The sequence below is a fragment of the Rhodoferax sp. OV413 genome, assembly GCF_900104385.1.
In the GTDB taxonomy this organism is placed as follows: Bacteria; Pseudomonadota; Gammaproteobacteria; order Burkholderiales; family Burkholderiaceae_C; genus Rhodoferax_B.
On the sequence record NZ_FNJA01000012.1, the window covers coordinates 1 to 26145 of the forward strand.

The 26145-nt window shown below is 57.7% G+C and carries 30 protein-coding genes; 5 read left to right on the plus strand and 25 right to left on the minus strand.

Translation table 11 applies throughout. The features are described 5' to 3' along the window. Nucleotides 1-259: 259 nt before the first annotated feature. Nucleotides 260-481 (minus strand): hypothetical protein, encoded by a 222-nt coding sequence (locus BLT66_RS26635; RefSeq protein ID WP_143029297.1) that lies wholly within the window; start codon nt 479-481, stop codon nt 260-262. A 169-nt stretch (nt 482-650) separates the two neighbouring features. On the opposite strand from BLT66_RS26635, the gene BLT66_RS25210 reads away from it, so the two are divergent. Next, nucleotides 651-2558, plus strand: a complete 1908-nt coding sequence (locus BLT66_RS25210; protein ID WP_092762520.1) for an ATP-binding cassette domain-containing protein — start codon at nt 651-653, stop codon at nt 2556-2558. Between the two features lie 73 nt (nt 2559-2631). Here the strand turns inward: BLT66_RS25210 and BLT66_RS25215 are convergent, their stop codons facing one another. The 7 genes from BLT66_RS25215 to BLT66_RS25245 all read right to left on the minus strand — a co-directional run bounded on the left by BLT66_RS25215 (nt 2632) and on the right by BLT66_RS25245 (nt 8940). Then, the gene (locus BLT66_RS25215) at nt 2632-3738 is read right to left on the minus strand and encodes a protein-glutamate methylesterase/protein-glutamine glutaminase (RefSeq protein ID WP_092762522.1); all 1107 of its coding nucleotides are present in this window, start codon (nt 3736-3738) and stop codon (nt 2632-2634) included. 9 nt (nt 3739-3747) lie between these two features. Beyond that, a complete protein-coding gene (cheD, locus tag BLT66_RS25220) occupies nt 3748-4458 on the minus strand; it encodes a chemoreceptor glutamine deamidase CheD (RefSeq protein ID WP_092762524.1) in 711 nt (236 codons plus the stop codon). 108 nt (nt 4459-4566) lie between these two features. After that, the gene (locus BLT66_RS25225) at nt 4567-5424 is read right to left on the minus strand and encodes a CheR family methyltransferase (protein ID WP_092762526.1); all 858 of its coding nucleotides are present in this window, start codon (nt 5422-5424) and stop codon (nt 4567-4569) included. Nucleotides 5425-5436: 12 nt separating this feature from the next. Further along, a complete protein-coding gene (locus BLT66_RS25230; RefSeq protein ID WP_092762528.1) occupies nt 5437-5916 on the minus strand; it encodes a chemotaxis protein CheW in 480 nt (159 codons plus the stop codon). Between the two features lie 47 nt (nt 5917-5963). Beyond that, nucleotides 5964-8057, minus strand: a complete 2094-nt coding sequence (locus BLT66_RS25235; protein ID WP_092762530.1) for a chemotaxis protein CheW — start codon at nt 8055-8057, stop codon at nt 5964-5966. A 38-nt stretch (nt 8058-8095) separates the two neighbouring features. Further along, nucleotides 8096-8458: a response regulator gene (locus BLT66_RS25240; protein ID WP_092762532.1), complete on the minus strand. Its 363-nt coding sequence runs from the start codon at nt 8456-8458 to the stop codon at nt 8096-8098. Between the two features lie 53 nt (nt 8459-8511). Next, nucleotides 8512-8940 (minus strand): hypothetical protein, encoded by a 429-nt coding sequence (locus tag BLT66_RS25245; RefSeq protein WP_369821638.1) that lies wholly within the window; start codon nt 8938-8940, stop codon nt 8512-8514. Between the two features lie 203 nt (nt 8941-9143). Between BLT66_RS25245 and BLT66_RS25250 the strand changes: the two genes are divergently transcribed. Continuing rightward, entirely contained in the window at nt 9144-10256 is a 1113-nt protein-coding gene (locus BLT66_RS25250; protein ID WP_092762536.1) for a hybrid sensor histidine kinase/response regulator, read from the plus strand. Further along, nucleotides 10253-10882: a response regulator gene (locus BLT66_RS25255; RefSeq protein WP_092762538.1), complete on the plus strand. Its 630-nt coding sequence runs from the start codon at nt 10253-10255 to the stop codon at nt 10880-10882. The genes BLT66_RS25250 and BLT66_RS25255 overlap by 4 nt, the downstream gene beginning before the upstream one ends. A 24-nt stretch (nt 10883-10906) precedes the next feature. On the opposite strand, the gene fliR is transcribed toward BLT66_RS25255, so the two are convergent. The 13 genes from fliR to fliF form a co-directional block, all read right to left on the minus strand. After that, nucleotides 10907-11677 (minus strand): flagellar biosynthetic protein FliR, encoded by a 771-nt coding sequence (gene fliR / locus BLT66_RS25260; protein ID WP_092762540.1) that lies wholly within the window; start codon nt 11675-11677, stop codon nt 10907-10909. Nucleotides 11678-11691: 14 nt separating this feature from the next. Further along, nucleotides 11692-11961, minus strand: a complete 270-nt coding sequence (fliQ, locus tag BLT66_RS25265; protein WP_092762542.1) for a flagellar biosynthesis protein FliQ — start codon at nt 11959-11961, stop codon at nt 11692-11694. Nucleotides 11962-11976: 15 nt separating this feature from the next. Then, complete coding sequence (fliP, locus tag BLT66_RS25270) at nt 11977-12726, minus strand: flagellar type III secretion system pore protein FliP (protein ID WP_092762545.1); 750 nt, start codon at nt 12724-12726, stop codon at nt 11977-11979. Beyond that, complete coding sequence (locus tag BLT66_RS25275) at nt 12719-13042, minus strand: FliO/MopB family protein (RefSeq protein WP_369821639.1); 324 nt, start codon at nt 13040-13042, stop codon at nt 12719-12721. Before BLT66_RS25275 ends, fliP begins: the two co-directional genes overlap by 8 nt. Nucleotides 13043-13048: 6 nt before the next feature. Beyond that, nucleotides 13049-13468 (minus strand): flagellar motor switch protein FliN, encoded by a 420-nt coding sequence (fliN, locus tag BLT66_RS25280; protein WP_092762547.1) that lies wholly within the window; start codon nt 13466-13468, stop codon nt 13049-13051. Further along, nucleotides 13455-14462 (minus strand): flagellar motor switch protein FliM, encoded by a 1008-nt coding sequence (gene fliM, locus BLT66_RS25285; protein WP_092762549.1) that lies wholly within the window; start codon nt 14460-14462, stop codon nt 13455-13457. The genes fliN and fliM overlap by 14 nt, the downstream gene beginning before the upstream one ends. Before the next feature lie 22 nt (nt 14463-14484). Continuing rightward, a complete protein-coding gene (gene fliL / locus BLT66_RS25290) occupies nt 14485-15069 on the minus strand; it encodes a flagellar basal body-associated FliL family protein (RefSeq protein WP_255407086.1) in 585 nt (194 codons plus the stop codon). Nucleotides 15070-15239: 170 nt separating this feature from the next. Beyond that, complete coding sequence (locus tag BLT66_RS25295; RefSeq protein WP_092762553.1) at nt 15240-16484, minus strand: flagellar hook-length control protein FliK; 1245 nt, start codon at nt 16482-16484, stop codon at nt 15240-15242. Continuing rightward, nucleotides 16481-16948, minus strand: coding sequence for a flagellar export protein FliJ (fliJ, locus tag BLT66_RS25300; RefSeq protein WP_092762555.1), 468 nt, complete (start codon nt 16946-16948; stop codon nt 16481-16483). Before fliJ ends, BLT66_RS25295 begins: the two co-directional genes overlap by 4 nt. A gap of 28 nt (nt 16949-16976) precedes the next feature. Then, on the minus strand, nt 16977-18353 hold the full coding sequence (gene fliI, locus BLT66_RS25305; protein ID WP_369821641.1) for a flagellar protein export ATPase FliI: 1377 nt from the start codon (nt 18351-18353) through the stop codon (nt 16977-16979). Between the two features lie 25 nt (nt 18354-18378). Continuing rightward, on the minus strand, nt 18379-19086 hold the full coding sequence (locus tag BLT66_RS25310; RefSeq protein WP_092762559.1) for a FliH/SctL family protein: 708 nt from the start codon (nt 19084-19086) through the stop codon (nt 18379-18381). Beyond that, nucleotides 19070-20065: a flagellar motor switch protein FliG gene (gene fliG, locus BLT66_RS25315; RefSeq protein WP_092762561.1), complete on the minus strand. Its 996-nt coding sequence runs from the start codon at nt 20063-20065 to the stop codon at nt 19070-19072. Before fliG ends, BLT66_RS25310 begins: the two co-directional genes overlap by 17 nt. Before the next feature lie 24 nt (nt 20066-20089). Continuing rightward, entirely contained in the window at nt 20090-21820 is a 1731-nt protein-coding gene (gene fliF / locus BLT66_RS25320) for a flagellar basal-body MS-ring/collar protein FliF (RefSeq protein ID WP_092762563.1), read from the minus strand. 176 nt (nt 21821-21996) lie between these two features. Here fliF and fliE point away from each other — a divergent pair, with 176 nt between their 5' ends. Next, nucleotides 21997-22314: a flagellar hook-basal body complex protein FliE gene (gene fliE / locus BLT66_RS25325; protein ID WP_092762565.1), complete on the plus strand. Its 318-nt coding sequence runs from the start codon at nt 21997-21999 to the stop codon at nt 22312-22314. 46 nt (nt 22315-22360) lie between these two features. On the opposite strand, the gene BLT66_RS25330 is transcribed toward fliE, so the two are convergent. Both BLT66_RS25330 and fliS read right to left on the minus strand, forming a co-directional pair. Beyond that, on the minus strand, nt 22361-22660 hold the full coding sequence (locus BLT66_RS25330; protein WP_092762567.1) for a flagellar protein FliT: 300 nt from the start codon (nt 22658-22660) through the stop codon (nt 22361-22363). Between the two features lie 27 nt (nt 22661-22687). Then, complete coding sequence (gene fliS / locus BLT66_RS25335; protein WP_369821640.1) at nt 22688-23140, minus strand: flagellar export chaperone FliS; 453 nt, start codon at nt 23138-23140, stop codon at nt 22688-22690. Here fliS and BLT66_RS27335 point away from each other — a divergent pair. Then, entirely contained in the window at nt 23097-23225 is a 129-nt protein-coding gene (locus tag BLT66_RS27335; protein WP_255407087.1) for a hypothetical protein, read from the plus strand. The two genes, fliS and BLT66_RS27335, sit on opposite strands and share 44 nt — an antisense overlap. Here the strand turns inward: BLT66_RS27335 and fliD are convergent. Together fliD and BLT66_RS25345 are read right to left on the minus strand one after the other, a co-directional pair. Further along, complete coding sequence (gene fliD, locus BLT66_RS25340) at nt 23222-24655, minus strand: flagellar filament capping protein FliD (protein ID WP_092762569.1); 1434 nt, start codon at nt 24653-24655, stop codon at nt 23222-23224. The genes BLT66_RS27335 and fliD overlap by 4 nt on opposite strands. Nucleotides 24656-24850: 195 nt before the next feature. Continuing rightward, nucleotides 24851-26071 carry a flagellin N-terminal helical domain-containing protein gene (locus tag BLT66_RS25345; protein WP_092762571.1) on the minus strand — a complete coding sequence of 407 codons (1221 nt, stop codon included), beginning with the start codon at nt 26069-26071 and terminating at the stop codon, nt 24851-24853. Between the last annotated feature and the right edge of the window lie 74 nt (nt 26072-26145).

A 26145-nucleotide genomic window follows, 5' to 3' on the forward strand; every position in this document is an offset into this window, starting at 1 on the left:
ATGTGTAAGGCATGCCGCCAGCGTTCAATCTGAGCCAGGATCAAACTCTATAGTTCGATCTTGAATTTTTTGCCCCTGACTTTTACCACCAGAGGCCACTCATAAATTGGAATTGACATGAACTTCATTTCTGATATTCACATCTTTTTTACTTCATGAGCGTTTGTAGTGCTATGCACTAGTTCCGAAGAACTTGGCAATCGCATTCAAACACCCACGCTTATCGGCTGTATATTTTTAAGGATCAGCACCGCGATTTTTACTTCGCTTTGCTTGACTCGCTGTGATCAGCGAAGCCTTGTATTCTAGCATGCTTTTTTGAAGCTTGCTGCAAAAAACTTTGTTTTTTGCCCGCCTGCCGCAACTCGCTTTTGTTTAAAACTTGGCGCTTGCTGCGTTTAGCAGAGCCTCGAATTATATACTGGTTTTCACCAACTTCCGAGCCATCTGCAACCTTTTGACTTACTTTCGTATCTTGCATATTTCTACGCATCATCAGGGCAGCCCATGACTTTAGCACCGTTTTGACGCGCTGCGCAATGCATATGGCAATTTCTCTCAACTACACCGGTATCGCAGCTCCATCTATATGAGACCTGTTTAACAGCCCTAGGCAGGCACAAACCCGTAGGCCGGATAATCCCCCCAACATGGCACTCATTACCCTACTCGACGCCCAACTGGCTTTTGGACACGTCGCACTTCTCGATAAAGCCGCTTTTTCCCTTGAAACCACGGAGCGCGTGGGCCTGATCGGCCGCAACGGGGCGGGCAAGTCGTCCATGCTCAAGATCCTGGGCGGGCTGGAGAAGCCCGATGACGGCACTATGCACGTACAGCAAGGTCTGCGTATCGCCTATGTGGCGCAGGAACCGCTGCTGGACCCAGAAGTCAGCGTATTCAAAGCGGCCAGTGTCGGCCTGGCCGCGGTGATTGAGGCACGCGACCAGTATTTGTCAGGCGCCGATGGCGTGGACCTGGATGCACTGCAGTCGCAGATTGAAGCCTTTGATGCCTGGAACTGGGAACAACGCGTCGAAGAAACCCTGCACCGCCTGCATCTGGACCCGGAGGCGATTGTCGGCACCCTGTCGGGTGGCACCAAGAAACGCGTGGCCCTGGCCCAGGCACTGGTCGCCAAGCCCGACGTGCTGCTGCTCGACGAACCCACCAACCACTTGGACCTGGACTCTATCGAATGGCTGGAAGACCTGCTGATCGACTTCAATGGTAGCCTGATCACCATCACCCATGACCGCAGCTTCCTGAACCGCGTAGCCACCCGGATTGTGGAACTCGACCGCGGCAAGCTCAACTCCTACCCCGGCAACTTCGAGCAGTACGTGCTGCAAAAGGAAGAGCAACTAGCACAAGAGGCAGTCATTTCCGCCAAAGCCGACAAGCTGCTGGCACAAGAAGAAATATGGATACGCAAAGGTGTGGAAGCCCGTCGCACCCGCAGCCAAAGCCGCATCAGCCGCCTGGAAGCGCTGCGCGACAGCCGCGCCAAACGCCGCGAAGCCCAGGGCAGCGTGAACCTGGATGTGGCCTCGGGCCAATCCAGCGGCAAGATCGTCGCCGAGCTCACCGATGTCAGCAAATCCTTTGGCGAGAAGATCATCGTCAAGGGCTTCAGCGATGTGATCCTGCGGGGCGACAAGGTCGGCTTTCTGGGCGCCAACGGTGCCGGCAAAAGCACCTTGCTCAAGCTCATCCTGGGTGAAATCCAGCCCGACAGCGGCAAGGTACGCCAAGGGGCGAACCTGCAAGTCGCCTACTTCGACCAGATGCGCAACGCCCTGGATCTGGACGCCACACTGGAAGATTTCATCAGTCCGGGGAGCGAATGGATCGAGATCGGCAACCAGCGCAAGCACGTGAAGAGCTATCTGAGCGACTTCCTGTTCTCCCCGGCGCGCGCCAACTCCCCGGTGCGCTCGCTGTCGGGAGGCGAACGCAACCGCTTGCTACTGGCACGCCTGTTCGCCCGTCCGGCGAATGTGCTGGTGCTCGACGAACCGACCAACGACCTGGACATCGACACGCTGGAGCTGCTGGAAGACCTGCTGCAGAACTACGACGGCACCGTGTTCCTGGTCAGCCATGATCGCGCGTTTCTGGACAACGTGGTGACCAGCATCATTGCCCACGAACCCGAGGAGCGGCCCGGTTTCTGGCGCGAATACGAAGGCAGCGTGCAGGACTGGCTGATCCAGAGCAAGCGCGCCAAGCTGATCGCCGAAACCAACCGTAAAAACACGCCACAGCGCACAGCAGATGCGCCCGTGGCGCTAGCAAATGCAGAGCAAAAGCCAGTTGCTGCGGTTGCCGCTACAAAAGCCCGCAAGCTAAGCTTCAAGGAACAGCGCGAACTCGACGGCCTGCCGGAGCAGATTGCGGCGCTGGAGCTGGAGCAATCCGCCATCACCGCCGAACTGACCGATGGCAGCATCTACAGCAAGGACGCCGCCCGTGCTGCGACCCTGGTGCAGCGCAATGCCGCGATCGACGAACTGCTGCTGGCGGCGCTGGAGCGCTGGGAAATGCTGAGCGCCTAAAGCTATTATTTACATAGCTGGTAGCGCTCATGGAATAAGCGCTAGATGCCGATTTTCCTCATGAAAGTTGGCATCAAATCCGGTTATGTAACCGATCGCCGCTCGCCCCGAGCTTGGCCAGCAGGGCCGGTGCGATCTTGTCGAGCGGCAGCACTTCATCCGCTGCGCCATGGGCAATGGCTTCGCGCGGCATGCCGAACACGACACAGCTGGCCTCATCCTGCACGTAGTTGTAGCTGCCCTTGTCGTGCATTTCGCGCATGGCGCGCGCACCATCGTTGCCCATGCCGGTGAGCATGATGCCGTAGGCGTTGCGGCCGACCATCTCGGCACAGGACAGGAACAACACCTCGACCGAGGGGCGGTGGCGGTTGACGGGTTCAGCATCTTCCACCACGGCCACGTAATTGGCACCGCTGCGGTTGATGCGAAACTGCTTGCCGCCCGGCGCGATGTACGCATGGCCGGGCAGGATGCGCTCGCCATGGGCCGCTTCTTTGACGGTGATCTGGCACAGGCTGTTCAAGCGCGCAGCAAAGCTGGTAGTAAAGCCGGGCGGCATGTGCTGAGTGATGACAATCGCCGGAGAGTCGGCTGGCATGTGGACCAAGATCTCCTTGATAGCTTCGGTGCCGCCCGTGGAGGCGCCGATGCAAATCATCTTCTCGGTCGACAAGCGGCCTATCAATGAGTTGGTGGAGCGCGCGGCCGAGGCCGCAGCAGGTACAGCCGTAGACCCGGGAGGGGTGAGCACGGGCAACAACGGACGGCGGAACTTGGCCACCGCGGCAACGCGCACCTTGTCGACGATTTCCGAGGCCAGCTCCCGCAAGCCGCTGGCCAAGCCGATGCGCGGCTTGGCGACAAAGTCCACAGCCCCCAGCTCCAGCGCGCGCATGGTGACTTCGGCGCCTTGGGCCGTCATGGTGGAAATCATCACCACCGGCATGGGCCGCAGGCGCATCAAACGGCCCAGAAAGTCGATGCCATCCATGCGCGGCATTTCCACGTCCAGCGTGATCACGTCGGGATCGAGGTCGCGGATCATTTCGCGCGCGATCAGTGGGTCGTTGGCCGCACCGATGCACTCCATATCAGGCTGCCGGTTAATGATTTCGGTCAGCAGACTGCGCACCAAGGCCGAGTCGTCCACCACCAACACACGGATCTTCTTCATCACTCTACCTGGCTAAAACAAATCGACAGAACCACCGGACGTTGACTGCACCACCGTGGCCACGTTGCCACGCCGCTCGTTGACCGCCTGGTCCGGATGGGCATGGGCCAGTCGCTTGACCATGGCCTTGCCGGTCACCGGAAAAAAACACACTTTGCGCGGATAAATATCCAACACGTCTTGCGACAACAGCGGAATCCGCTCGGTGTGCAAATAATCGATGACGAACTGGGTGTTGCGCTCGCCCACATTCATGGTGGTGAAGTTGGACATCACCTGGCCGCCACCAAAAATCTTGGCCTGCATGGTTTCACGGCGGGCGCCGTTCTTGAGCATTTCGTTGATCAACAATTCCATAGCGTAGGAGCCGTAGCGCCCGGCACCGATACCGTCTTCGCCATCGGGCAACATGAAGTGGTTCATCCCCCCCACCTGCGCCCGCGTGTCCCACAGGCAAGCGGCAATGCACGAGCCCAGCACCGTCATGATGACCAGGTTTTCGTCCGACACAAAGTACTCACCGGGCAAGACCTTGACGGCGTTGAACTGGAAGTGGTGGTCGGCGTAGAAAAACGACGCTTCCCCCGGCTTGCGCGGACGGGACTTGAGCTGCTCTATCGTACTGTGGCGCTCGCTCTGGGGCCGCCCAACGGGCGTGCTGCCTACGCGCAGCGCACGCCGGCGATCCGCGTCGGGACCAATCGGGAACTCGCCCGCCGCCATGCGCTGGGCAAGCGTGGGACCGGAGGTTCTAGGAATGTCCATAGTCTTTATTCGTCCAACGCAGCCGCGTGGCCCGCACATGGAAAGCCAGACCAGCGGGGGCGGTTGTTAGCAACGCTCATAGCTGGTCTTTCCCCGCAAAGTAAACAGATCGCGCGACTCACTGAAGTTTTCAGCGTGGCCCACAAACAACATCGCTCCCGGTTTCATCACGCGGTGGATGCGTTCCAGCACTGCGCGCTGGGTGGGACCATCAAAGTAAATCATGACGTTGCGGCAAAACACCACGTCGAACGGCTCACGAAACGGCCAATCGTCGCGGATCAGGTTGACGCTGATGAAATCGATCATGCGGCGCAGCTCGGGCTTGATACGCACCAGACCCGCGTTATCGCCTTTGCCGCGCAGCAGAAACTTCTGCATGCGCCCCTGGTCCAGCCCTTTTAAGTTCTCCAGTCGGTAAATGCCTTGCGCCGCCGACGCCAGGACCTTGGAATCAATATCACTGGCCACCAATTTAAAACTAGCATTCGTCCCCAGGGACTCCAACGCCGTCATGGCAATCGAATACGGTTCCTCTCCCGTCGACGAGGCGCTGCACCAGACATTCCACGGCGCCCCCGCAGGCTTGGACTTGAACAAGGTGGCCAGAATTTCGAAATGGTGCTGCTCACGGAAAAAGGCCGTGAGGTTGGTGGTCAAGGCATTCACAAACTCTTGCCACTCAGGGCCATCGGTTTGCTCCAGCCACCCCAGGTAATCCCGAAAGCTGCTGTGCCCGGTATCGCGCAGGCGGCGCGACAGGCGGCTGTACACCATGGCATGCTTGCCATCGTGCAGCTTGATACCGGCGTGCTTGTAGATCAGCGACTGGACGCGGGCGAAATCGGCGTCCGTCCAAACGAATTCACGCCCCTCCAGAATGGGGCCATTGCCGGCCGCGGCAGGGGAGTGGCTAGGCAGCATAGGCTAGGCAGCTCAGTCGGCCGACAAACCCATTTCCGGCCCGGACATGAGGCGCTCGATGTCCAGCAAGATCAGCATGCGGTCGCTGACCGAACCCAGGCCCAAGATGCAACCGTTGTCAATAATGCTCTCGATATCGGGGGCGGTTTTGATGCTGTCTGCCGCGAGCTCCAGCACATCGCTGACCGAGTCCACCACGATGCCGACGATGCGGCTGCGCAAATTCAGAATGATGACAACGGTGAAGCTGTTGTACTCGGCCTCGGAGCAGTTGAACTTCAGCCGCATGTCTACGATGGGCACGATGGTGCCGCGCAAATTGACCACCCCTTTGATAAAGGTGGGTGCATTGGCGATCCTTGTGGGCGGCTCGTAGCCCCGAATTTCCTGCACCTTCAGAATGTCGATGCCGTACTCTTCCTGGCTGAGCCGGAAGGTCAAATACTCGCGCGCTGCGGTGGTCAAATCACCAACCCGTTCCATTGCACCCATGTCACTCTCCTTCAACATCTACTCGTTTGTACTGCTTGCCCTGGCGCTCAATGGCGGGACCGGCGCACCAAGGCTCCGATGTCCAGAATCAATGCAACCTTGCCGTCGCCCATGATGGTGGCGCCTGACACATTCGACACCTTGCGGTAATTGGATTCCAGATTCTTCACCACCACCTGGTGCTGGCCCAGCAACTCGTTGACCAGCAAGGCCACCCGGCTGCCCTCCGACTCCACCACCACCATGATGTTGTTGGTCTTCTCGGCATCGGCGATAGGCACCTGGAAGATGCGTTCTAGGGCGATTACGGGCATGTATTCTTCACGCACCTTGACCAGCTGCGAACCTTGGGCAACGGTGCTTACCGCCTCGTCGTTGACCTGGAACGACTCGACCACGGACGACAGCGGCAGGATGTAGACCTCGTCACCTACGCTGACCGACATACCATCCATGATGGCTAAGGTCAGGGGCAAACGAACCGACACCTTCATGCCAAAGCCTTCGCTGGAATCAATATCCACCGTGCCATTCAGCGAGGCAATATTGCGCTTCACCACATCCATACCTACGCCACGGCCCGACACATCGGTCACGGTTTCAGCGGTAGAAAAGCCGGGGGCGAAGATCAGCTGCCACACCTCGGCATCGGTCATGCTGTCGCTGACATCCAACCCGCGTTCGCGGGCTTTGCGCAGGATTTTTTCACGCGACATGCCTTTGCCGTCGTCACGCACCTCGATCACGATGGAGCCGCCCTGGTGAGCCGCCGACAAAGTGATAGTGCCGTTCTCCGATTTGCCGGCAGCACGCCGCTCTTCGGGCATTTCAATACCGTGGTCGCAGCTATTGCGCACCAAGTGGGTAAGCGGGTCGGTAATTTTCTCGACCAGACCTTTGTCCAATTCGGTGGCTTCACCTTGAGTCACGAAGTCCACCTTCTTACCCAGGCGGTTGGCCAGATCACGCAGCATGCGCGGGAAGCGGCTGAACACGATGGACATAGGGATCATGCGAATCGACATCACCGACTCTTGCAGGTCGCGGGTGTTGCGGTCGAGATCAGCCAAACCGGCAAACAGCTGCTGGTGCATCGCCGGATCCAGCCCCTGGCTGTTTTGCGCCAGCATCGCCTGCGTGATAACCAATTCGCCGACCAAGTTGATCAACTGATCAACCTTTTTGATATCGACCCGGATCGTGGTGGCTTCCAGCGGGGTTTGCGCGGCCGCTTTAGGCTCAGCCTTCGCGGCTTTGGCGGCAGCATCTGCCGCAGGCACCACGGCCAGAGACTCGGACGGATGGCCGGGTGCGCCAGCGAAGAATCCATACTCCTCTTCGCCCGCCGCAGGAGCTACAGCAGCCAACTCTGGCTCCGGCGCAACAGCAGCCACTGCATCAGGAGTAGCCACCGCATCATCACGGTCGGAAATCTTGACAATTTCTTTGGCGACGTGGAAAACAAAAAGGTCCAGCAAATCCTCATCCGAGGAAGTTGTCTCGACCGCAAAAATACGAGTATCAGGGCGGTCGCTAGGCAGGCTGGACATGCTGCCCAAACCCGGAATGTCCCGGAAAAGCTCTTGCACCGCATCGGCCTGGTCAGGCCGTTCCAGCGGCCCAATGTGGATTACCAACGAGCGCGGACCGCCCGCCTTTTTGCTTGCAGCAACTGGCGCTGGCGCCGGAGGCGCTACCACGACCGGTGCTGCGACTGGAATCTCACCAGCAGCCAACACGCTGATGCGCTTGACCAAGGCCGAGGTGGACACAGCAACCCCCTCGCCGCCCGCCTGGTGGCGCGCGAGCAAACTGCGGGAAGCATCGGCCGACTCCAGCAAGGCATCGACCATAGGAGGAATCAACTTGAGCTCATGGCGGCGCAAGCGGTCTAGCAGCGATTCCATCTGGTGGGTCAACTCGGCCACGTCCGAGAAACCAAAAGTGGCAGCCCCGCCCTTGATGGAATGGGCGCAACGGAAAATACCGTTCAGCTCCTCGTCATCGGTATTCGCAAGGTCCAGATCCAGCAACATTTGCTCCATCTGGTCCAGGTTCTCCCCGGCCTCTTCAAAGAATATTTGGTAAAACTGGGTCAGGTCAAAATCGGCGCCTGAGCTCTCTTGGTGCATTTCAGCCATACGGACTCCTGTGTTGCCTCTATCCGAGCGCGTCGAATTTAGCGAATAACTTTCTGGATCACTTCAATCAACCGTGCCGGATCAAACGGCTTGACCAGCCAGCCCGTGGCTCCTGCGCTCCGCCCCGCCTGCTTCATCTGATCACTGGATTCCGTGGTCAAGATGAGGATGGGGATGGTCTTGAACTTAGGATGCTCCCGCAACAGGCGCGTCAAGCCAATGCCATCCAACCTGGGCATGTTTTGATCGGCAAGGACCAAATCGATAGAGTGCGACTGCGCTTTCTCAAAAGCATCCTGCCCATCCACCGCTTCAATCACTTGGTAACCCGCTCCGGTCAACGTGAATGACACCATCTTTCGCATTGAGGGTGAATCGTCAACGGCAAGAATCGAATGCATGAAAAGCTCCAGCTAAAGAAGAGAGTGCTTGAAAATTTCGAAGGATAGGCGTGTCAAAACAGCTCAATGGAACCTGCGTCCATTTCGCTTTGGGTCACAGGGTTAGGACGGTCGGGAACCATCGCCCCAAAGGGCGCAGCCTCTTCACCATCTTCCTGTCCCATGCTTTCTGATGCCAAGCGGAACGCACAGCCTTGCAGCATAAGCGTTGTGTGCACAATTAATTGCGAGGCCATATCTTGGAACTGCAGCTCTGTGACTGCTGCGCGCAGGTTGCTGCGCACATCGTCCACAGCGGGCAAATCGGGTAAAGCAACAGCATCCAGGCCTTGGTTCACGCTGTTGAAGCGCGCCATCAGGTTGTCCATGGTGTGACTCAGCAAACTTTCGAGTCGACTCAGGTCGTGCATCACCACCATCAGGGAGTCCTGTACCTCAGCGACCAACATCACCGGTAACTGGACGACAGGTCCCGTAGACATGGAAGGCTCTGTTTGCATGTATTCTCCGTCGCTGCAGGAAAGCCCTAGACAAATTGCCTCGTTATAGCCGGATGTTAATTCTATTTCACATTCTGTTACGAACAATCTGCAAATTGATTCGCAAGGCCCCAGCATATAACAGCCACCAGCTTATAGGTATTTGATTTTTATGTGGCTCATTTTTCCATGGATTTGAGGTTGGCATGACACCCTGGCTTGAGGCTCAATCTATCCGCATACTGCACTTAGAGGACTCCGTCATCGACCACCAAATTGTGGTGCATGCCTTGAAGAAACAAGGGCTTGCCTGCACGGTCAATCGGGTGGAAACACTGCCGGCCTTCGAACAGCTGACACGCAGCACACAGTTCGACCTCATCTTGGCCGACTACCGCCTGCCGGGCTTCACGGCCATTGATGCCTGGAACGCACTCCAACAACAGGAACAGCAACCACCGTTTGTGTTGCTGTCAGGCGCCATTGGTGAGGCAGCTGCAGTGGATGCGATTCGACTGGGGTTTAGCGACTACCTGCTCAAGGATGACATCAATAAGCTGGCGCACGTCATCGCCCGAGCCATCGAAGTAAGAGAGATCCGCCAAGCCAAAGAGCGCGCAGACAAAGACCTGGCCGCCTCTGAACGCCGTTTGGCAGAGCTGGCAGAACACCTGCAAAGCTCCATAGAACAAGAAAGGGCCGCGATTGCCCGGGAAGTGCATGACGATATTGGCGGCTCATTGGCCGCGGTCAAACTCGATCTTGCCTGGTTGGCCCGGCACCACAAAGACGTAACCACCGCCGCACATATTGGCTCGGCCTTGGAAATGCTGCAGCATGCGCTCGGCGCCAGCCAGCGCATCATGATGGATCTGCGCCCGCCCATCCTGGACCAAGGCCTCAGTGCAGCGGTACAGTGGCTGGCACAAAGCTTTCAAAAGCGCACCGGCATCAGCACCACGTTTCATGCAACCCATGAAAAGATCAATGTCGACAAGGCGATCCAGCTGGTGGCCTACCGCACAGCACAAGAAGCTCTGACAAATATATCGAAACACGCTGAATGCAGCGCCGTCAGCATTGAGCTGACCGACGGAGAGGGCGTTTTAACCCTCGAAGTTACCGACAATGGCCGCGGTGTACAAAAAAGCCAGCTCGACAAGCCGAAAGCTTTTGGACTGCGAGGCCTGCACGAAAGGGCCAAAACCGTCCAGGGCTGGCTGGACATCAGCAATCGGGGCGGCGTCGGCACATCCATTATTCTGTCTGTGCCGCTGCCCTCCGAGACAGCAGACCCAGCCAACGGGAATCCCCCATGATCCATGTAGTTTTATGCGATGACCATGCCATGGTCCGCCGCGGTATCCGCGACACCTTGTCCGAGGCAGTCGATATTCAGGTTACAGGCGAAGCGTCGGGCTACGCAGAAGTCAGGGGGCTGCTGCGTTCCGTCGCATGCGATGTACTGGTACTGGATTTGAGTATGCCCGGTCGAGGCGGCATGGAAGTACTGGCGAGCCTGCGGGAAGCCGATTCGCCTATCAAGGTGCTGATTGTGTCGATGTTCCCAGAGGACCAATATGCGATTCGCTGCCTGCGCGCAGGCGCACAGGGTTATCTGAACAAAGCCGGAGACCCCGAAGAGCTGGTGCTGGCAGTGCGTACCGTGATGCAGGGACGCAAGTATGTAACGCCCGAAGTCGCGCAAATGCTGGTTGAAAGCTTGTCGAAACCGGTACTTGAAGTACCGCATGCATCTCTGTCCGAGCGGGAAATGCAGACTCTGTTGAAGATTGCCTCCGGCAAGCGCCTGTCTGATATCGCGGAAGAATTGCTGCTGAGCCCTAAGACCGTCAGCGTCTACCGCACGCGGGTGCTGGAAAAACTGAAACTGACCAACAATGCAGAACTGACGGTGTACGCTATTCGGAACAATCTGGTCTGAGCCACATTACCGATAGAGATAGCCCTAACGTCGGGCGGAGAACAGGTCGATAGCGCGCTCCATCAAAGCCATCGTCGGCTGATCCAGCATGGGCAGGGTGACGGTAACCCCCACCAAACCCATGGTCAACGTCACGGGAAAGCCAATCGCGTAAATATTCATCTGCGGTGCGACCCGAGAGATCACCCCCATCGTCAAGTTGACGAACAACAGCATGCCCACCATAGGCAGTGCCATCCACAAAGCACTGGCAAACAGATCTGCTCCCAGGGTGTACATCTTGATGTGCTGCAAGGTGACCAGAAAATTGCCATCGACTGGAAAGCTGTCAAAACTCTTGATGACGGCCATCAACACCATCAGGTGACCGTTCATCACCACAAACAGCAGTATCGACATGTGGCCCAAAAAACGGGATACCGCGCTCACCTGGGCATTACTGGCGGGATCAAAAAAGGAGGCGAAATTCAGCCCCATCTGCAAGCCGACCAGTTCGCCCGCCAGCTCCACGGAAGCGAATACAAGGCGTACCGCGAAGCCGATCGCCAAGCCGACACCAACCTGCTGAACTACGGCCGCCAAGGCCTGGGGGCTGTTCAGGCTGATCATGGGCTGATTGGCCAGACTTGCTTGTGCGGCCAAGGCGACAAAAAAAGCCAAGGCCACTTTGGCACGCTGCGGTATGGCTTTCAACGAGAACACGGGCGCCACACTGAACATCGCCAGCACGCGCAAGAATGGCCAGACGATGGGAGACAGCCACCCCGCCAACTGCGCTTCGGTAAAAGTGATCACCGATAAGCCTTACGCTACAACACCAAGGTAGGAATGGATTCGATGGTGCGACGGATGTAGTCCACCAAGGTACTGAGCATCCAGGGGCCGGCGATAGCAAACACCAGTACGGCCGCAATCAGCTTGGGCACAAAGGACAGCGTGGCCTCATGGATTTGGGTGATGGCCTGGAAGATGCTCACAACCAAGCCCACCACCAGCACCGTCACCAAAATCGGGGCCGACACCATCAGCAACAACCACATGGCTTCCTGCCCTGTGGTGAGAACCATTTGCGAGTTCATACAACCTACTTCTTGCTACTGGATAAAGCTGGCAGCCAAGGAGCCGATCAACAGGTTCCATCCATCCGCCAGCACAAACAGCATCAGCTTGAAAGGTAAAGCGACCAAAACCGGAGACAGCATCATCATGCCCAAGGACATCAGCACACTGGCGACAACGATATCAATCACCAGGAACGGGATGAAGATCATGAAGCCGATCTGAAAAGCCGATTTCAGCTCGCTGGTCACAAACGAAGGCACAAGCACCCGCAAGGGTGCAGTTTCTGCCGTGACGCCCGCATCGAGTTTGGCCAATTTGGCGAACAAGGCGAAGTCCGACTGGCGGGTCTGCTTCAGCATGAACTGGCGCACAGGCGCCTCGCCTTTCTCCAGCGCCTGCTCAAACGACAAGGCATTGGTCGTGTAGGGGACGTAAGCATCGGTGTACACGCGGTCCAGCGTTGGCCCCATCACAAAAAAAGTGAGAAACAACGACAAGCCAATCACGATTTGATTCGGAGGCGCGGACTGGGTTCCCAGAGCTTGGCGCAGCAACGACAGCACGATCACGATGCGGGTAAAGCCCGTCATCATCAGTAACACCGCCGGCAGGAACGACAGCGCGGTAAAGAACAGCAGCGTCTGAATGGGTACGGAATAGCTGACCCCTTGACCCGGGGCGCCAATCAACAGCGGCAAAGTGCCGACAGCCTGGGCAAATACAGGAGCATGAATAAGACCCGCCAGCGCAAGCCCCCAGGTACGGACACGCAACTTAAACATTCGCCGTCCCACTCTGCACAGCAGATGCCACGGCTGCATAAGTCGCAGCTTGCCCCGCCACAGGAGCGGTATGCAGACAGGTGATGGCTTGCCCGGTAACCCCCAGCACCAGCCAAGCCCTCGCGCCCTCAGGCCCCACCTCGACCGTTACCACCCGTTGTTGCGGACCTACCGCCAAAACAGACACCAGGCGCGAAGCATTTAATGTTGCATTTGCGCCGCCCAGGGCACGCCGCTGTATCCACTTAACTGCGAAAGGAAGCATCGCCAAAACAATGACGAACAGCACCGCCGCGAGCAGCGTCTGGCTCATCATGCGCTATCAGCCTTTGCTCAAGCGCTTCAAGCGCTCAGAAGGCGTAACCACGTCGGTCAAACGGATACCGAACTTGTCATTCACCACGACGACTTCACCCTGGGCAATCAGGTATCCATTGATCAAAACATCCATGGGTTCACCAGCGAGCGCATCCAGTTCAACCACCGAACCTTGCGCCAGTTGCAAGATGTACTTGATAGGAACCTTGGTACGACCCAACTCCACCGACAAGGTGACAGGAATATCCAAGACCATATTGATGTCTTGAGAGGTTCCATCTTTAGCCTGTACGTTTCCGCCAAACAGAGGACCGCCCTGCCCGATATCCTCCACCTTGGCATCGGAAACCTTTTGCTCTTCCAAGGCCTCGGCCCAGGCGGCCATTGGATCTTCAGCTTCGTCGTTCTTGTTATCCGTTGCCATTTAAATCTCCTGGGGAATTGCTTTCACTGCCTCGCAAACACTCTTCAATACGAATCGCATACTTTGAATTGTGCGTTCCGTACTGGCACTCAAATATCGGCACTCCGCCGATAGAAGCCCGAATCCGAGGCTCCCTCTCCAGTTCTATGAAATCACCTGGCTTCATGCTCAAAAGCTGCTCCACCGTGGCTTCCGCCTGGGCCAACTCCGCTACCAACGTCACTTCAGCCGACTGGATCTCCCGGCTCAGCAAGGTAATCCAACGCCGGTCCACCTCGACGGAATCACCTTGCGTGGACGAATACAACACGTCCCGAATGGGCTCCAGTGTCGAATACGGCATGCAAATATGGATCGCGCCGGCGATATCGCCAATTTCGAGCTGGAACACAGTCGAAACCACGATCTCGCTAGGCGTTGCAATATTGGCAAACTGGGGCTGCATCTCTGAGCGCTGGTAGTCCAGCTCCAAGGGGTAGATACCATGCCAGGCTTTTTTGTACTCTGCGCAGACTACATCCACCAGGCGATTGATCACCCGCTGCTCCGTCATGGAAAACTCTCGCCCTTCGATGCGCGTTTGGAACTTGCCGACACCGCCATACAAGGTATCGATCACCCCGAACACCAAAGAGGGCTCACATACGATCAGGCCGCTGCCACGCAAGGGGCGGATCGCCATGATGTTGAAATTGGTGGGAACCGCCAGCTCCCGCAAAAATGCGCTGTAGCGCTGCACCGAAACCGTACCAACGGAGATTTCAGGGCTTCTGCGGATGAAGTTAAACAAACCAATTCGAAAATTGCGGGCAAACCGCTCGTTGACGACCTCCATGGTCGGCATGCGGCCCCGGACAATACGCTCCTGACTGGAGATATCGTAGTTGCGGATTTCACCCGCCTCAAAAACTTCCTCTGCCGCCTTTTGGCTTTCGCCAGTGACACCCTCCAAAAGGGCATCAACTTCTTCTTGCGATAAGAATGATTCACTCATGAAGCGACTCCATGGTGGCCCATCATTGGATGATGAAACTGGAGAACAGAATGCTCAGCACCGGATTGGCTGCTGCAGCAGATTTCTTCTTAGCCGCGCTCTTCTTCTTGGGGGGGGCATCTGCGGCAGGCTCTTCCTCGTGCTCTTCCACCTCGTAGCCCAGAGGCGTAGAAACCTCGCGCAGAATATCGCGAGCCAGCTTCTCTTTGCCTTCTTTGGTCAGGAGTTCGTCCGATGTGTGCTGCGAAATTAATAGCAAAACACCGCTACGAATGGTGGGTAAATTCGCCTTTACGGCATCCGAAGTCTTCTGGTCCACCACGCCAATGGTGATACCAATCTGCACAAACTTCTCCCCTCCAGGATCGGCCAAGTTCACGACCATATTGTCCATGGGAAGAAATACGGGGGGCACCATGTGCTTGGCTTCGGCATGGGCCGCTGGAGCGGCATCCTCTCCATCCTCTGAGGCTGGGGCGCGCAAAAAGACAAACCACCCACCACCGGCGAGCACCAATAACAAAATGACCGCCACAATAATGACGATCATTTTTTTGCCCTTGGCCTTAGGGGGCGCGGACGCTTCAGCGGCAGCAGGTGCAGACACAATAATTCCTTCCGGGGTGGGGCTTTTTATGGCCCACATTCGCCATCAACTCAACATGTATGGATGCATTATTTATCCAAACAAGTTTAGCGGCAGCCAGATAAGCGGTACAAAACCGCCGCATTCACACCACTCAGAACAACAAGAGCACTGACTACTGGCGCACCCAGCTATACAAATAAATCAACGGCACGCCCAGAAGTGCGCGCAGGCACCACTGCCCGAACCGCCACTTGATCCGACACATTGCGCGCAGCATTCTGCCGGTCTTCGGAAGGCGCACGACGCTCACGCGCTCCGGCACCACCAGCCCCCGAGGAGCCCACAGACAGACCAGAAAGCACCATGCCCTCTTGTTGCAGCAAATCCTTGAGGTGCGACGCGGCTCCAGTCAGCAGCTCCCGGGTTTCCACCTGGTCCGTACGAAACTCGACGTGGGCCTCGTTACCAGACAGGGAAATGCTGACCTGCACAGGCTCTGCACCCGCGCCATCAAATGTCAGCTCCGCATTCTGAATACCCTGGGATATCCAATAGTTGACCTGGTCAGCAATGGCCGCCTCCGGAGCCATTTGGGTGGCGTCCACCGCCACAGCCGTGCTGTCAAATTGCACCGTGGGGGTAAATTGATGCAGCCCCATGCCGCCCTCGTAGCTCTTCTCGCCCTTCACTGCCGAAATATCCTTGGTTTCCAGGGCGGCAGCCTTCAGCGCGGTAGCTGCATCGGACGCCAACTGGGTTGCCGAGGGCTCCGTCACCGGCATCACCCACATACCGCCTTCCGCCAAGCTAGCCAGGCGATCCGCGCGGACATCCGCAACCGCCGTACCCAATACGGGTTTGGCAGAACCCTTTTTACCTGCCTCCGCCAGACCAGCTGTTGGCTGCCCGGCCTCTACCGCAGCAGTACTGCCGACGGCCAAGCGACTTTGAATCTGCTCAAAAACCGAGGCGTAGTTCGCCAAATTGGCCGACTGGACCCGGTTATCCGGCGCCGTCAATTGCGGACCGCCCTTACCTGTATCTGCCACACCCGAAGCTGCTGCCTCAAGCTCGCCAACGAGATTTGAGGTCTCAGGCTGGCTAACCCCGGCTTGTGGCGTTGTCACCGGCGCGACTACTGGTACGGCTGGAGCCAGCCAGGTAGCGTCTGGCACCACTGTATCTTTCGCCGGTTTGCTAATGCCGGCTGACTTTTTGCGTGCCAACCCTTTCGCCTCGGAATCCTCGTCCGACGAAGCTTCTCCCACCTTCTCTGGCGAAGCCTCAGGCTCTTTATCCAGCCCATTCAACAAGTTGGAAAAAGCGTCCGGCTCCTTGTCGCCGTTTGCGCTGTCGGCTTTGGCCCTCGCGCCGCCTTGCTGGATCTCACTAGCCTTTGGCACCAGCGCAACGGGAACACTTTCGATACTCATGACAACCCCTCACCAAATTGCTGGTCTATTGATTTTCCAAACCGTAACGCCGCAAACTCATCAATTTGCTTTTGTTCACGGCGACTCTGTAGGCGATCCGCCTCCAGCTGCTTGTTTCGACATACCTGCTTCAACGTGGCGACCCGTATTTCTGCATCCGCCAATTGCTTTTTCGCAACGTCGACCCATCGGGCCTGGTCGGCCAAAATACCTTGCTGCATCTGGATCGCCTGCGCCAAACGCTCCATAAACTGGTAGTGGTGGCGCATCATCTCCGGCAATGCACAGTTCTGCGCCTGCACCATCCAGCGATCCTCGGTTTCGGTGGCGTAGGTTTCAAGCTGCTCCAACTGGTTCTTCGCCCCCAGGTACTTTTGCTGCGCCTGTCCCAATGCACGGCTTGCCTCGTCGCGCTTGAGATGCGCCACGTCAATCGCCACCGCCAATGTTTTCAGAAGCGTCATAGTGGCCCCAATTTACGCTTTTGCGGGCTCATCGGCTACCCGGAGCTTTGGAAATGCTCCGCTCCATATCGGTCAAACTCTGCTGCAGAGAGGCAGATACATACATGCCCTGCTGCAAGAAATCGGTCATGCCACCATTTAAGCGAATGGCTTCGTCCAGCCCAGGGTCCGATCCGCTCGCGTAAGCCCCGATTTGCACCAGATCCCGGCCCTTCTGGTAGCGTGAATTGATCACCCGGAACTTTCGGGCAATCTCGAAATGCGCCGGCGACACCACGTTGTGCATGACCCGCGATGCCGACTGCTCTATATCAATGGCCGGGAAGTGCCCCGCCTCGGCCAGGGAACGCGACAACACAATATGTCCGTCCAGAATTGCCCGGGCCGCGTCGGCAATCGGATCTTGCTGGTCATCCCCCTCCGACAGCACGGTATAAAAGGCTGTGATGGACCCCACACCGTTCAATCCATTGCCACTGCGCTCCACCAGCTGTGGTAACTTGGCAAAGCACGACGGCGGATAGCCCTTGGTAGCCGGAGGTTCGCCAATGGCCAAAGCAATTTCACGCTGCGCCATGGCAAACCGGGTCAGCGAATCCATCAACAATAAGACATGCTGGCCTTTGTCCCGGAAATGCTCGGCCACAGCCGTCGCATAGGCCGCTCCCTGCAAACGCAGCAATGGGGGCGCATCGGCCGGCGCAGCCACGACCACGGAACGGGCCCGGCCCTCCTCACCCAAAATATCTTCGACAAACTCTTTGACTTCGCGGCCCCGCTCGCCGATCAAACCGACCACGATGACGTCCGCCTTGGTATAGCGGGCCATCATGCCCAGCAATACGCTTTTGCCTACCCCGGAGCCAGCAAACAAGCCAATCCGCTGCCCCCGGCCTACGGTCAACATGGCATTGATCGCGCGCACACCCGTGTCCAGCGGTTCACGCACCGGATCGCGGTCCATGGCATTGATGGGCTGGCGATCCAAAGGCACGGCCATCACATCTTGTATCGGACCACCGTGATCCAAAGGAAACCCTTGGGCATCCACGACACGCCCCAGCAAGCCGTCACCCAGTGGCAAGCGCAGCACACCGGCCGTCGCAACTTTGTCCCGCGGCGCATCCCCCAACCGAGGTACTGCTATATAAGGCGCTGCAGGCACCACGCTGGCACCGCTGCGCAGGCCATGCACATCACCAGCGGGCATCAGGTAAGCACGGTCATTCGAAAAGCCCACCACCTCCACCAGTACGGAGGGGCCACCGTCCATGGAGACATTGCATTGCGACCCCACAGGGGTACGGATACCTACCGCCTCCAGCACCAGGCCGGCCAAACGGGTCAGCGTGCCACGTACCTCCAGGGTGCTTCCACTATCGACGCGCTGCTGCGCATCCGCCATAAAGCGTGACCACAGGGGTGCGGCTTCAGGCTCCATCGTCAACATCCGTCCAGGCCGATACCAGCCCTAGATTGGCGACCGCACGCTCCCAACGCTTAGACAAGGTGCCGTCGATGACCGTGCCGCCAGACTCCACCAAACAGCCCCCGCGCTCAACCAGCTCATCAGCCAGCCAGGTCAATGTCGGAGAAGGAAAAGCTTCTTGCAATGGTTCGCGCAGCACCTCGAGATCCAGGGGGTGCAACTTGATGACGGCCCGCTTACCGTCCATAACCAGCATACCGAGTGCTTCTCGAATCACGGGCTCCAAGGCAGCCTTGTCGATCGCCAGCTCACGTCGCACTACCTGGCGGGCCAAACTGCACGCAAGTGCCAGTACCTGTTGCGCAATGTCCTGTTCTGCCTGGGTCAAACGCTCCTGCATGCCAGACAAGATTTCCGCCAAAGCGCGCGCCGTCTCGACGCCCTGCCCCTGCACGAATGCGTCCAAGCGCTGGTTTCCCTCGTTCATTGCCTCGGTATGGCCTTGCGCATACCCGGCCGCATGGCCATCCTCCCAGGCCCGGTCCAGACGGACCTGCTCGGGCTCTTCTGGCTCTGGTTCTGGTTCTGGAAGTTGCTCTACCACCAAAGCCGGCGGGCCAACCGAACCAAACTGCCACTCCGATACAACACCCAATTCTTCACTGCGAATGAAGCGGGAGTGGGTCCGGGCTTTAGACGAAGCTGTCATCGCCACCCGTTCCCAATACAACCTGGCCTTCATCCACTAAGCGGCGCACAATTTTGAGCACTTCCTTCTGCTGGGTCTCAACTTCCGACAGCCGCATCGGGCCACGGGATTCCAGATCTTCGCGCATCGTTTCTGCCGCGCGGGACGACATATTGGCCAAAATTTTCTCTTTCAGCTCGGGGCCCGCGCCCTTCAGGGCCACGATCAAGGTCTCCGATGCCACTTCTTTCAGCACCAGCTGGATCGACTTGTTATCCAGCTTGATGACGTCGTCAAAGACAAACATCTTGTCGACAATTTTCTGCGCCAGATCGGAATCAAAGCCTTTGATCGACTCGATGACCGTACCTTCGATATTGGCACCCAACAAATTGATGATTTCAGCCGCCGCCTTGACGCCACCCAGGGAGGTCTTGCGAATCTTGTCGCCACCAGCCAGCACCTTGAACAAGACCTCGTTCAAATCCTTCAACGCAGTAGGTTGGATACCCTCCAGCGTGGCCACCCGTAGCAGCACCTCGTTGCGCTGGCGCTCCGTCAACTGCTTCAGCACCGCCGCTGCCTGTTCATAGTCCAGATGCACCAAGATAGCCGCCACGATTTGGGGATGCTCATTGCGCAGCAGCTCGGCGACAGACAGCGGATCCATCCACTTCAGGCTTTCAATACCCGATACATCACCGCCCAGCAAAATGCGGTCAATCAGCAGCGAGGCCTTGTCGTCCCCCAGCGCACGCCGCAGCACCGCCTTGACATAGTCGGCGGTATCGGTCACCAGCAGGCTTTGGGCAGCCGCCGCGCTGGTGAACCGCACCAACACTTGATCGACCTTTTCCCGCGTCACGACCTTGGTCTTGGCGATCGTTTCGCCCAGCTTCTGCACCTCTTTCGGCGACAAATGCTTAAAAACCTCGGCCGCCTCTTCTTCGCCCAGAGACATCAGAAAAATGGCTGCGTCGGTGAGACCTTGTTCATCCATGGTGCTCTTTCATACGCCGGCCTTTCAGCCCGCGGACTCCCCGTTGATCCAGTTTTTCACGATATTGGCGACTGCCGTAGAGTTGGTTCGGGCCAGTTCCCGCGCATCTTCCAGCCGCAACTGGTGCTCGGTGGGTGCCAATACCTGCACACCGTCTTCGTTAAAAGTCGTCGGCCGCTGCGTATCGTTGGCAACCAAGGCATCCAATGGCCCACCCAGAGAGCCCATCGCCGGCGAGCCATCGGGCCCGAAGCCACCACCCACAGGGCCGCCTGCAGGGGAAGCCTTGGGCGCCGCCATGGCCTTCAAGCCAGGGCGCACCAAGCCCAGAATGACCAGAGCCGCCAGCAACAGCGTGCCCACCGGCCAAGCCAGACTGCGCGCCATCTCCAGCGTCTGCGGTTGCTTCCAGAGAGGGGTGTCATCCACCACCGGGGCTTGCACCATAAACGGCGCATTCATCAGGTTCACAGAGTCGCCACGGTCTTTGTTGAAGCCTATCGACTCCCGCACCAAAGCAGTCATTTGTTCGATTTGCTGCTCGCTCAGGGCCTTGGTGACAGGTTTGCCTTTGTCATCTTCGGTAGTGGCGTGGTTCACAACCACGGCGGCGCTCAAGCGCTTGATAGCACCAGAGCCACCCCGCACCACCCGCACCGTCTTGTCCACCTCGTAATTGGTAACAGACTCACGCTTCATGGTGCCGCCATTGGCACCTGCCGCCGCATTGGCACCGCCGGCTGTCAAAGGCACAGCCGCCCCATTGATAGGCGCCGCTGCAGATGCTGGCGGCTGGTTAGAAGTTGCACCAGGAACACCGCTCGGACCCGCGTTGGCCGCGTTACCGCTGCTTTCCACCACTTGCTGGCTACGTACCGCGCTTGCATCGCTGGCCAGATTCGGCTTGTGCATCTCGGCAGTCGACTCGGTCTGCGAAAAATCGACTTCCGCGGTGACCTGGGCTTTTACGTTCTGCCGCCCGACGATAGGCTCCAGCATGTCCAGAATACGGCGGCTGTATTGCTGCTCGATCCGCTGCACATACTGCAGTTGCTCAGCATCGGCACCACCGGTGGTGCTATCGGGCGACTGCGACAGCAGCTTGCCCGTGTCGTCCAGCACACTCACGGCACTGGGCTGCATCTCGGGCACGCTGGAAGCTACCAGGTGCACGATGCCCGCCAACTGGGTACGGTCCAAGGACTGGCCCGGGTGCAGACTCACCAAAATAGATGCCGAAGGCTTTTGCTGTTCTCTGAAAAAACCATTCTGGTTGGGCAACGCCAAGTGCACGCGGGCACTGGAAACCGAGGACAAAGCCTGTATAGAACGGGTCAGCTCCCCCTCAAGCCCCCGCTGAAACGCCAAACGCTCCTGGAACTGCGTCATCCCGAAACGGTTGGCCTCCATCAGCTCGAATCCAGAGACCGAGCCCTTGGGCAAACCCAGCGACGCCAGCCGCAAGCGGGTGTCGTGCACACGATCGGTAGGCACCAAGATGGCTCCGCCACCCTCGGTGTACTTGTAGGGGACATTCATTTGCGACAGTTGCGCCACGATGGCACCGCCGTCTTTGTCTGCCAGATTGGCATATAGCACCTTGTACTCGGGTTGCCGGCCCAGCACCAAGGCCGCAATCACGACCACCACCAGCAAGGCGACACCCGCACCCAAGCGCATACGCTGCGGGCGGTCCAAATTGGCCAGCCTTTGCGTCAACGGTGAACTAACGGGTATTTCGGCGACTGCAGACATCATGCTTTCCGGATCGGTATGGCGCGAGCTTGCTCCACGGACAATGGAGATTATTCGGGCTGGCCGCCAAACCATCGACCCAATAAGCTGGGGATTTGGCAACCATTTCCCCGCAATGCTACAGCGTCGGTGTCGCTACGATCCAGGCATTGCATCCATCACCAGGAGGAACCGCCATGGATCTCCGCTTGTCACCCATTTCTCCCAGCCTGCCCAGCCGTACCGGGGCTACCTCGCGCATCGGCCCAGCAGCCACGCCAGACACCAAAAGTGCAGGCTTTGCAGGCGCACTGAAAGGCGCACTCACCGAGGTCAGCGCAGCGCAAAACAACGCCACCCAGCTGCAAAAAGAAGTGCAGATGGAAAACCCGAACGTCAGCTTGGAAGAAACGATGGTGGCGATCCAGAAAGCGCAAATCGGCTTTCAGGCCACGTTGCATGTACGCAACCGCATGGTGCAGGCGTACAGCGACATCATGAATATGCAGGTCTAACACCTGCTTGACTGGGCCCTCCCTGGTGGGAGTGCCCTCCCGTCCCTCAATGCAGCAGTTGGGGGCGGCGCTCCAGAATCTGTTCAAACTGCTGAATCCAAGGCTCGGTCAAACAACGGATTTGCGCGTCGTTGCGCAAAATGCGTTGCATGATGCGGGCCTTTTCTGTTTTGTGCTCAGGGGTCAGCTGTTCCGCCAAGGACTGGTGGCGCAGTTGCTCGATCAACACCGCACAAGCCCCCTCATAGCGCACCACCTCATCCCAGTTTTCGTGCTGGGCAGCCTGCAGCATCTTGTGGCTGCTGTCTTCAATGGCTTTGTAGTAGTCAATCAGAATTTGCGACATAGTCTGGGTCCGGCACGATAGGTGAATTTAGATTTTTGCGACAGGAGACACAGCGATGCTTTTCCAGGCATCAAATACAGGGGCAATCAATTGCACGACCTCATCAACCAAAGCCGCATCATTTTTGAGATTGGCCGTCGTCAGCTGCAAGATGCTGTAGTTGTATACACCACGCAGATTGAGCGCCAGGTCACCGCCAGACTCGATGTCCAGCGATAACTTCAGACCCTCATCCAGAATGCGCACCGCCTTGGACAGCGCATTCCCCTTGCCTTCCAGGTCGCCGCGGTCAATACAACCGCGGGCTGCATACAGGGATTGCATCAAGGCTTCAAACAACAAGCAAACCACTTGGTGCGGACTGGCTCCCTCTACGCTGGTTTGAGCGCCGACTCGCTTGTAAGCAGATGCAGCTCGGGCGCTAACTGGAGTAAACATGGTCGTGGATTCCATTGGACTTGATACTTTAGTTATCGGCATTGCCCATAGAAACTCAAATCAAAAATTGGCATTTGGAAAAATTCAGGCAACCGAGTGCACAACAGCGAGCAGCGCTGCTGCTTAATTAGAGTTGCTGCTATTCCAGACCTCCACCTGCTGCGTGATGTAGGTGCTGAGCGCACTCAAGGTTGCCATCTTGGTATCCAGCGCGGTATAGGTGGCACGCAAACGCTTCTCCACAGCCGCCGCGCGCGCAGTCACCTTGTCTTGCTCAGCTGTATTGCGCTTGGTCTCAGCGGCCAGCGCATCTGCCTTGTTGTTCATCGCACCACTGAAGGACAGCAAATCCGTCGTGAAGGCCTTCACCTTGCGCGCCAAGCCATTGCTGGCGGTGTCGTTGTTGTTCTGGGCAAAAAAGGTTTTGACCTTGTCCGGGGTATCCAGTGCCGTACTCAGCTTGGCTGCATTCACAGTCAAATTTCCGTCTTGACCCATGCTGATGCCCAGTTCATACAAGCGGGTCACGCTGCCGCCTGTCGTAGCCGTTCCCATCATCGAACGCAAGCTGTTGCGCAGGCCAATCGCCGTCGCATCACCCTGCAAATCTCCTGATGTTTTCGAGGTAGAGTCGTAAGCCGTGGCATCGGCCAGGTATTTGTTAATAGCGTTGTAGGCATCCACAAAAGCCTGGATATTGGTCGTCAATGCCTCTTTGTCGTTGGTGGCGGATATCTCCACATTGCTACCGGTCACCTCGGACGCAGTGATCGTCAAGCCCGCGATCACGTCCTTGAACTTGTTGGTCGTGGAGGTCACGGCAATGCCGTTGATCGTGGCCTTGGCGTTCTGCCCGGCCTGGTAGGTGTTGGCGCCCATGCCGTATGCGGTAGTCGCGGATAAATCAAAGCCCAGGCGCGACAAACCACTGCTGTCCGTGTCGTTACCATCGCCATCGGTGGCCAGAATACGAAAACCTGCGGCCTCCCCCGTGGCAGACGAACGCAGCATCAAACGGTCGCCCGATGCATCGGTCAACACTGTGGCCACCAAGCCCGAGCCGGAATCATTGATTTTGGTTGCGATCTGGGCCATGGTGTCGGTAGCTGCCACGGTCACGGCGACACTGGGAGCCGATCCCGCCGTGAAAGCATTGCTGGCCCAGGTACCCAGTTGCAAGGTCAGGGTGCCCGAAGATCCGAGCGCCGCGCCAGCCGTCACCGCTGTAGACACCGTAGACTGGGCTTTGGCCAGCTGCGACACCCCCACGCTGAAACTGGTCGCCGTGGCCAGCCCGGTCACCGCAGCCGACACCGCCGCGCTATTCGAGGACGACACCGACAGGCTGTTCCAGCCGCTATCCAGCGTCATTTTCGAAGCCGCGTCCGACAAGGTAGACACCAGCGACTTGATCTGCGAATAGTCCGAGATTTTGGTCTGGATAATCGCAGCCTTGGTCTGCAGCGTGGTTAACGGCTGCTTTTCCAAAGTCACCAGTTTGGTGATGATGGACTCCACCTCCAAACCACTGCCAATACCGGTTGATGAAATACCCATGATGACCTCCGAGAGCGGTGCCTGCCACGCTGAATGCGAATAGCCGTATTTGTATCCGCATTCCAGAAGGCAAAACGGCGGATAAAGGGGGTTCCTTTATCCGCCTTCGAGTTTTAGCACCTTTTTACCAATAAGCAACCTGCATATCGGGGTCGCCTTGGCAACCCGAACCTGCAGACCGCGGTGCTTACAAACTTATTGCAGCAGAGACAGCACGCTCTGTGGCAGCTTGTTGGCCTGGGCCACCATGGCGGTACCAGCCTGTTGCAGGATCTGCGTACGCGACAGATTGGCGGTTTCCGACGCGAAGTCAGCATCCACAATCCGGCCACGTGCAGCGGAGATGTTTTCCACGCTGATCGCAATATTGCCCACGGCGCTTTCAAAGCGGCTTTGCAAAGCACCCAGATCCGCACGTGCCGAGTTCACCTGGTCGATAGCGGCATCGATCTTCTTCAGGGCCACCCAAGAATTGCGCTGTGTGTCCACCGACAGGGTGTCAATACCCAGGGCATCGGTAGTGGTATTGGTCGCATTGATATTGGATGCCAATGCGCCGCCGGCCAGGCCGGTGGTGGCGGTGGTGAAACCAGCCAGCGTCACGACCTTGGCATCGCCAGCCGAATCCAGCTCGCTGGACATCAGATCGATACGATAGGTCTGGTCGTCGTTTTGCGACAGGAAAGCCGTCACACCGGTATCGGCAGACTTACGGTTGATCGCTTCAACGACTTGACCCATGCGTTCTTCGCCAGAGCTGGCTGCGGCAATCGCACCCAAATCGAAGGCAGCAGCATCACCGGTCACCGACACCGTCAACACGTTGGTTGCGATGGAAGCCAGTGTGCTCACAGCAGAAGCGTCCACGTTGCTGGCGGTTTGGTCGAAGGCGTAAGACACATCGGCCAAGCCCTTGGCGCTGGAATTGGTCAAAGCGCCCACAGAAATGTTGTCGCCGGCATTGGCGCCCACTTGGAACACCGCACCAGCGAACGAACCGTCCAGCACTTTTTTGCCGTTGAAGGTGGTTTGCTTGGCAATCCGATCCACTTCGTCGGTCAGCTGGGAAACTTCAGATTGCAGCGCGGCGCGGTCGGCCTTGCTGTTGGTGGCATTGCTGGCCTGGACAGCCAGTTCACGCATACGTTGCAGCATGTCGCCAACCTTGCCCAAAGCGCCTTCAGCGGTTTGCGCCAGCGAGATACCGTCGTTGGAGTTACGGGCACCGACCGTCAAACCTTTGGCCTGGGTCAGGAAACGCTCGGAAATCGCCAAACCGGCGGCATCGTCCTTGGCGCTGTTCACCCGCAAACCCGAGGACAAACGTTGCATAGACGTCGCCAACGAGTTGGCCGACGACATCAAATTGCGCTGCGCATTGAGCGAATTGATGTTCGTATTGATAGAGGTGGACATTTCAAAGCTCCTGAAGGGTTGAGTTCAATGACGAACCAGTGAAAAGGCCCGTTGAGTATGTTTTCGGGTGTCCC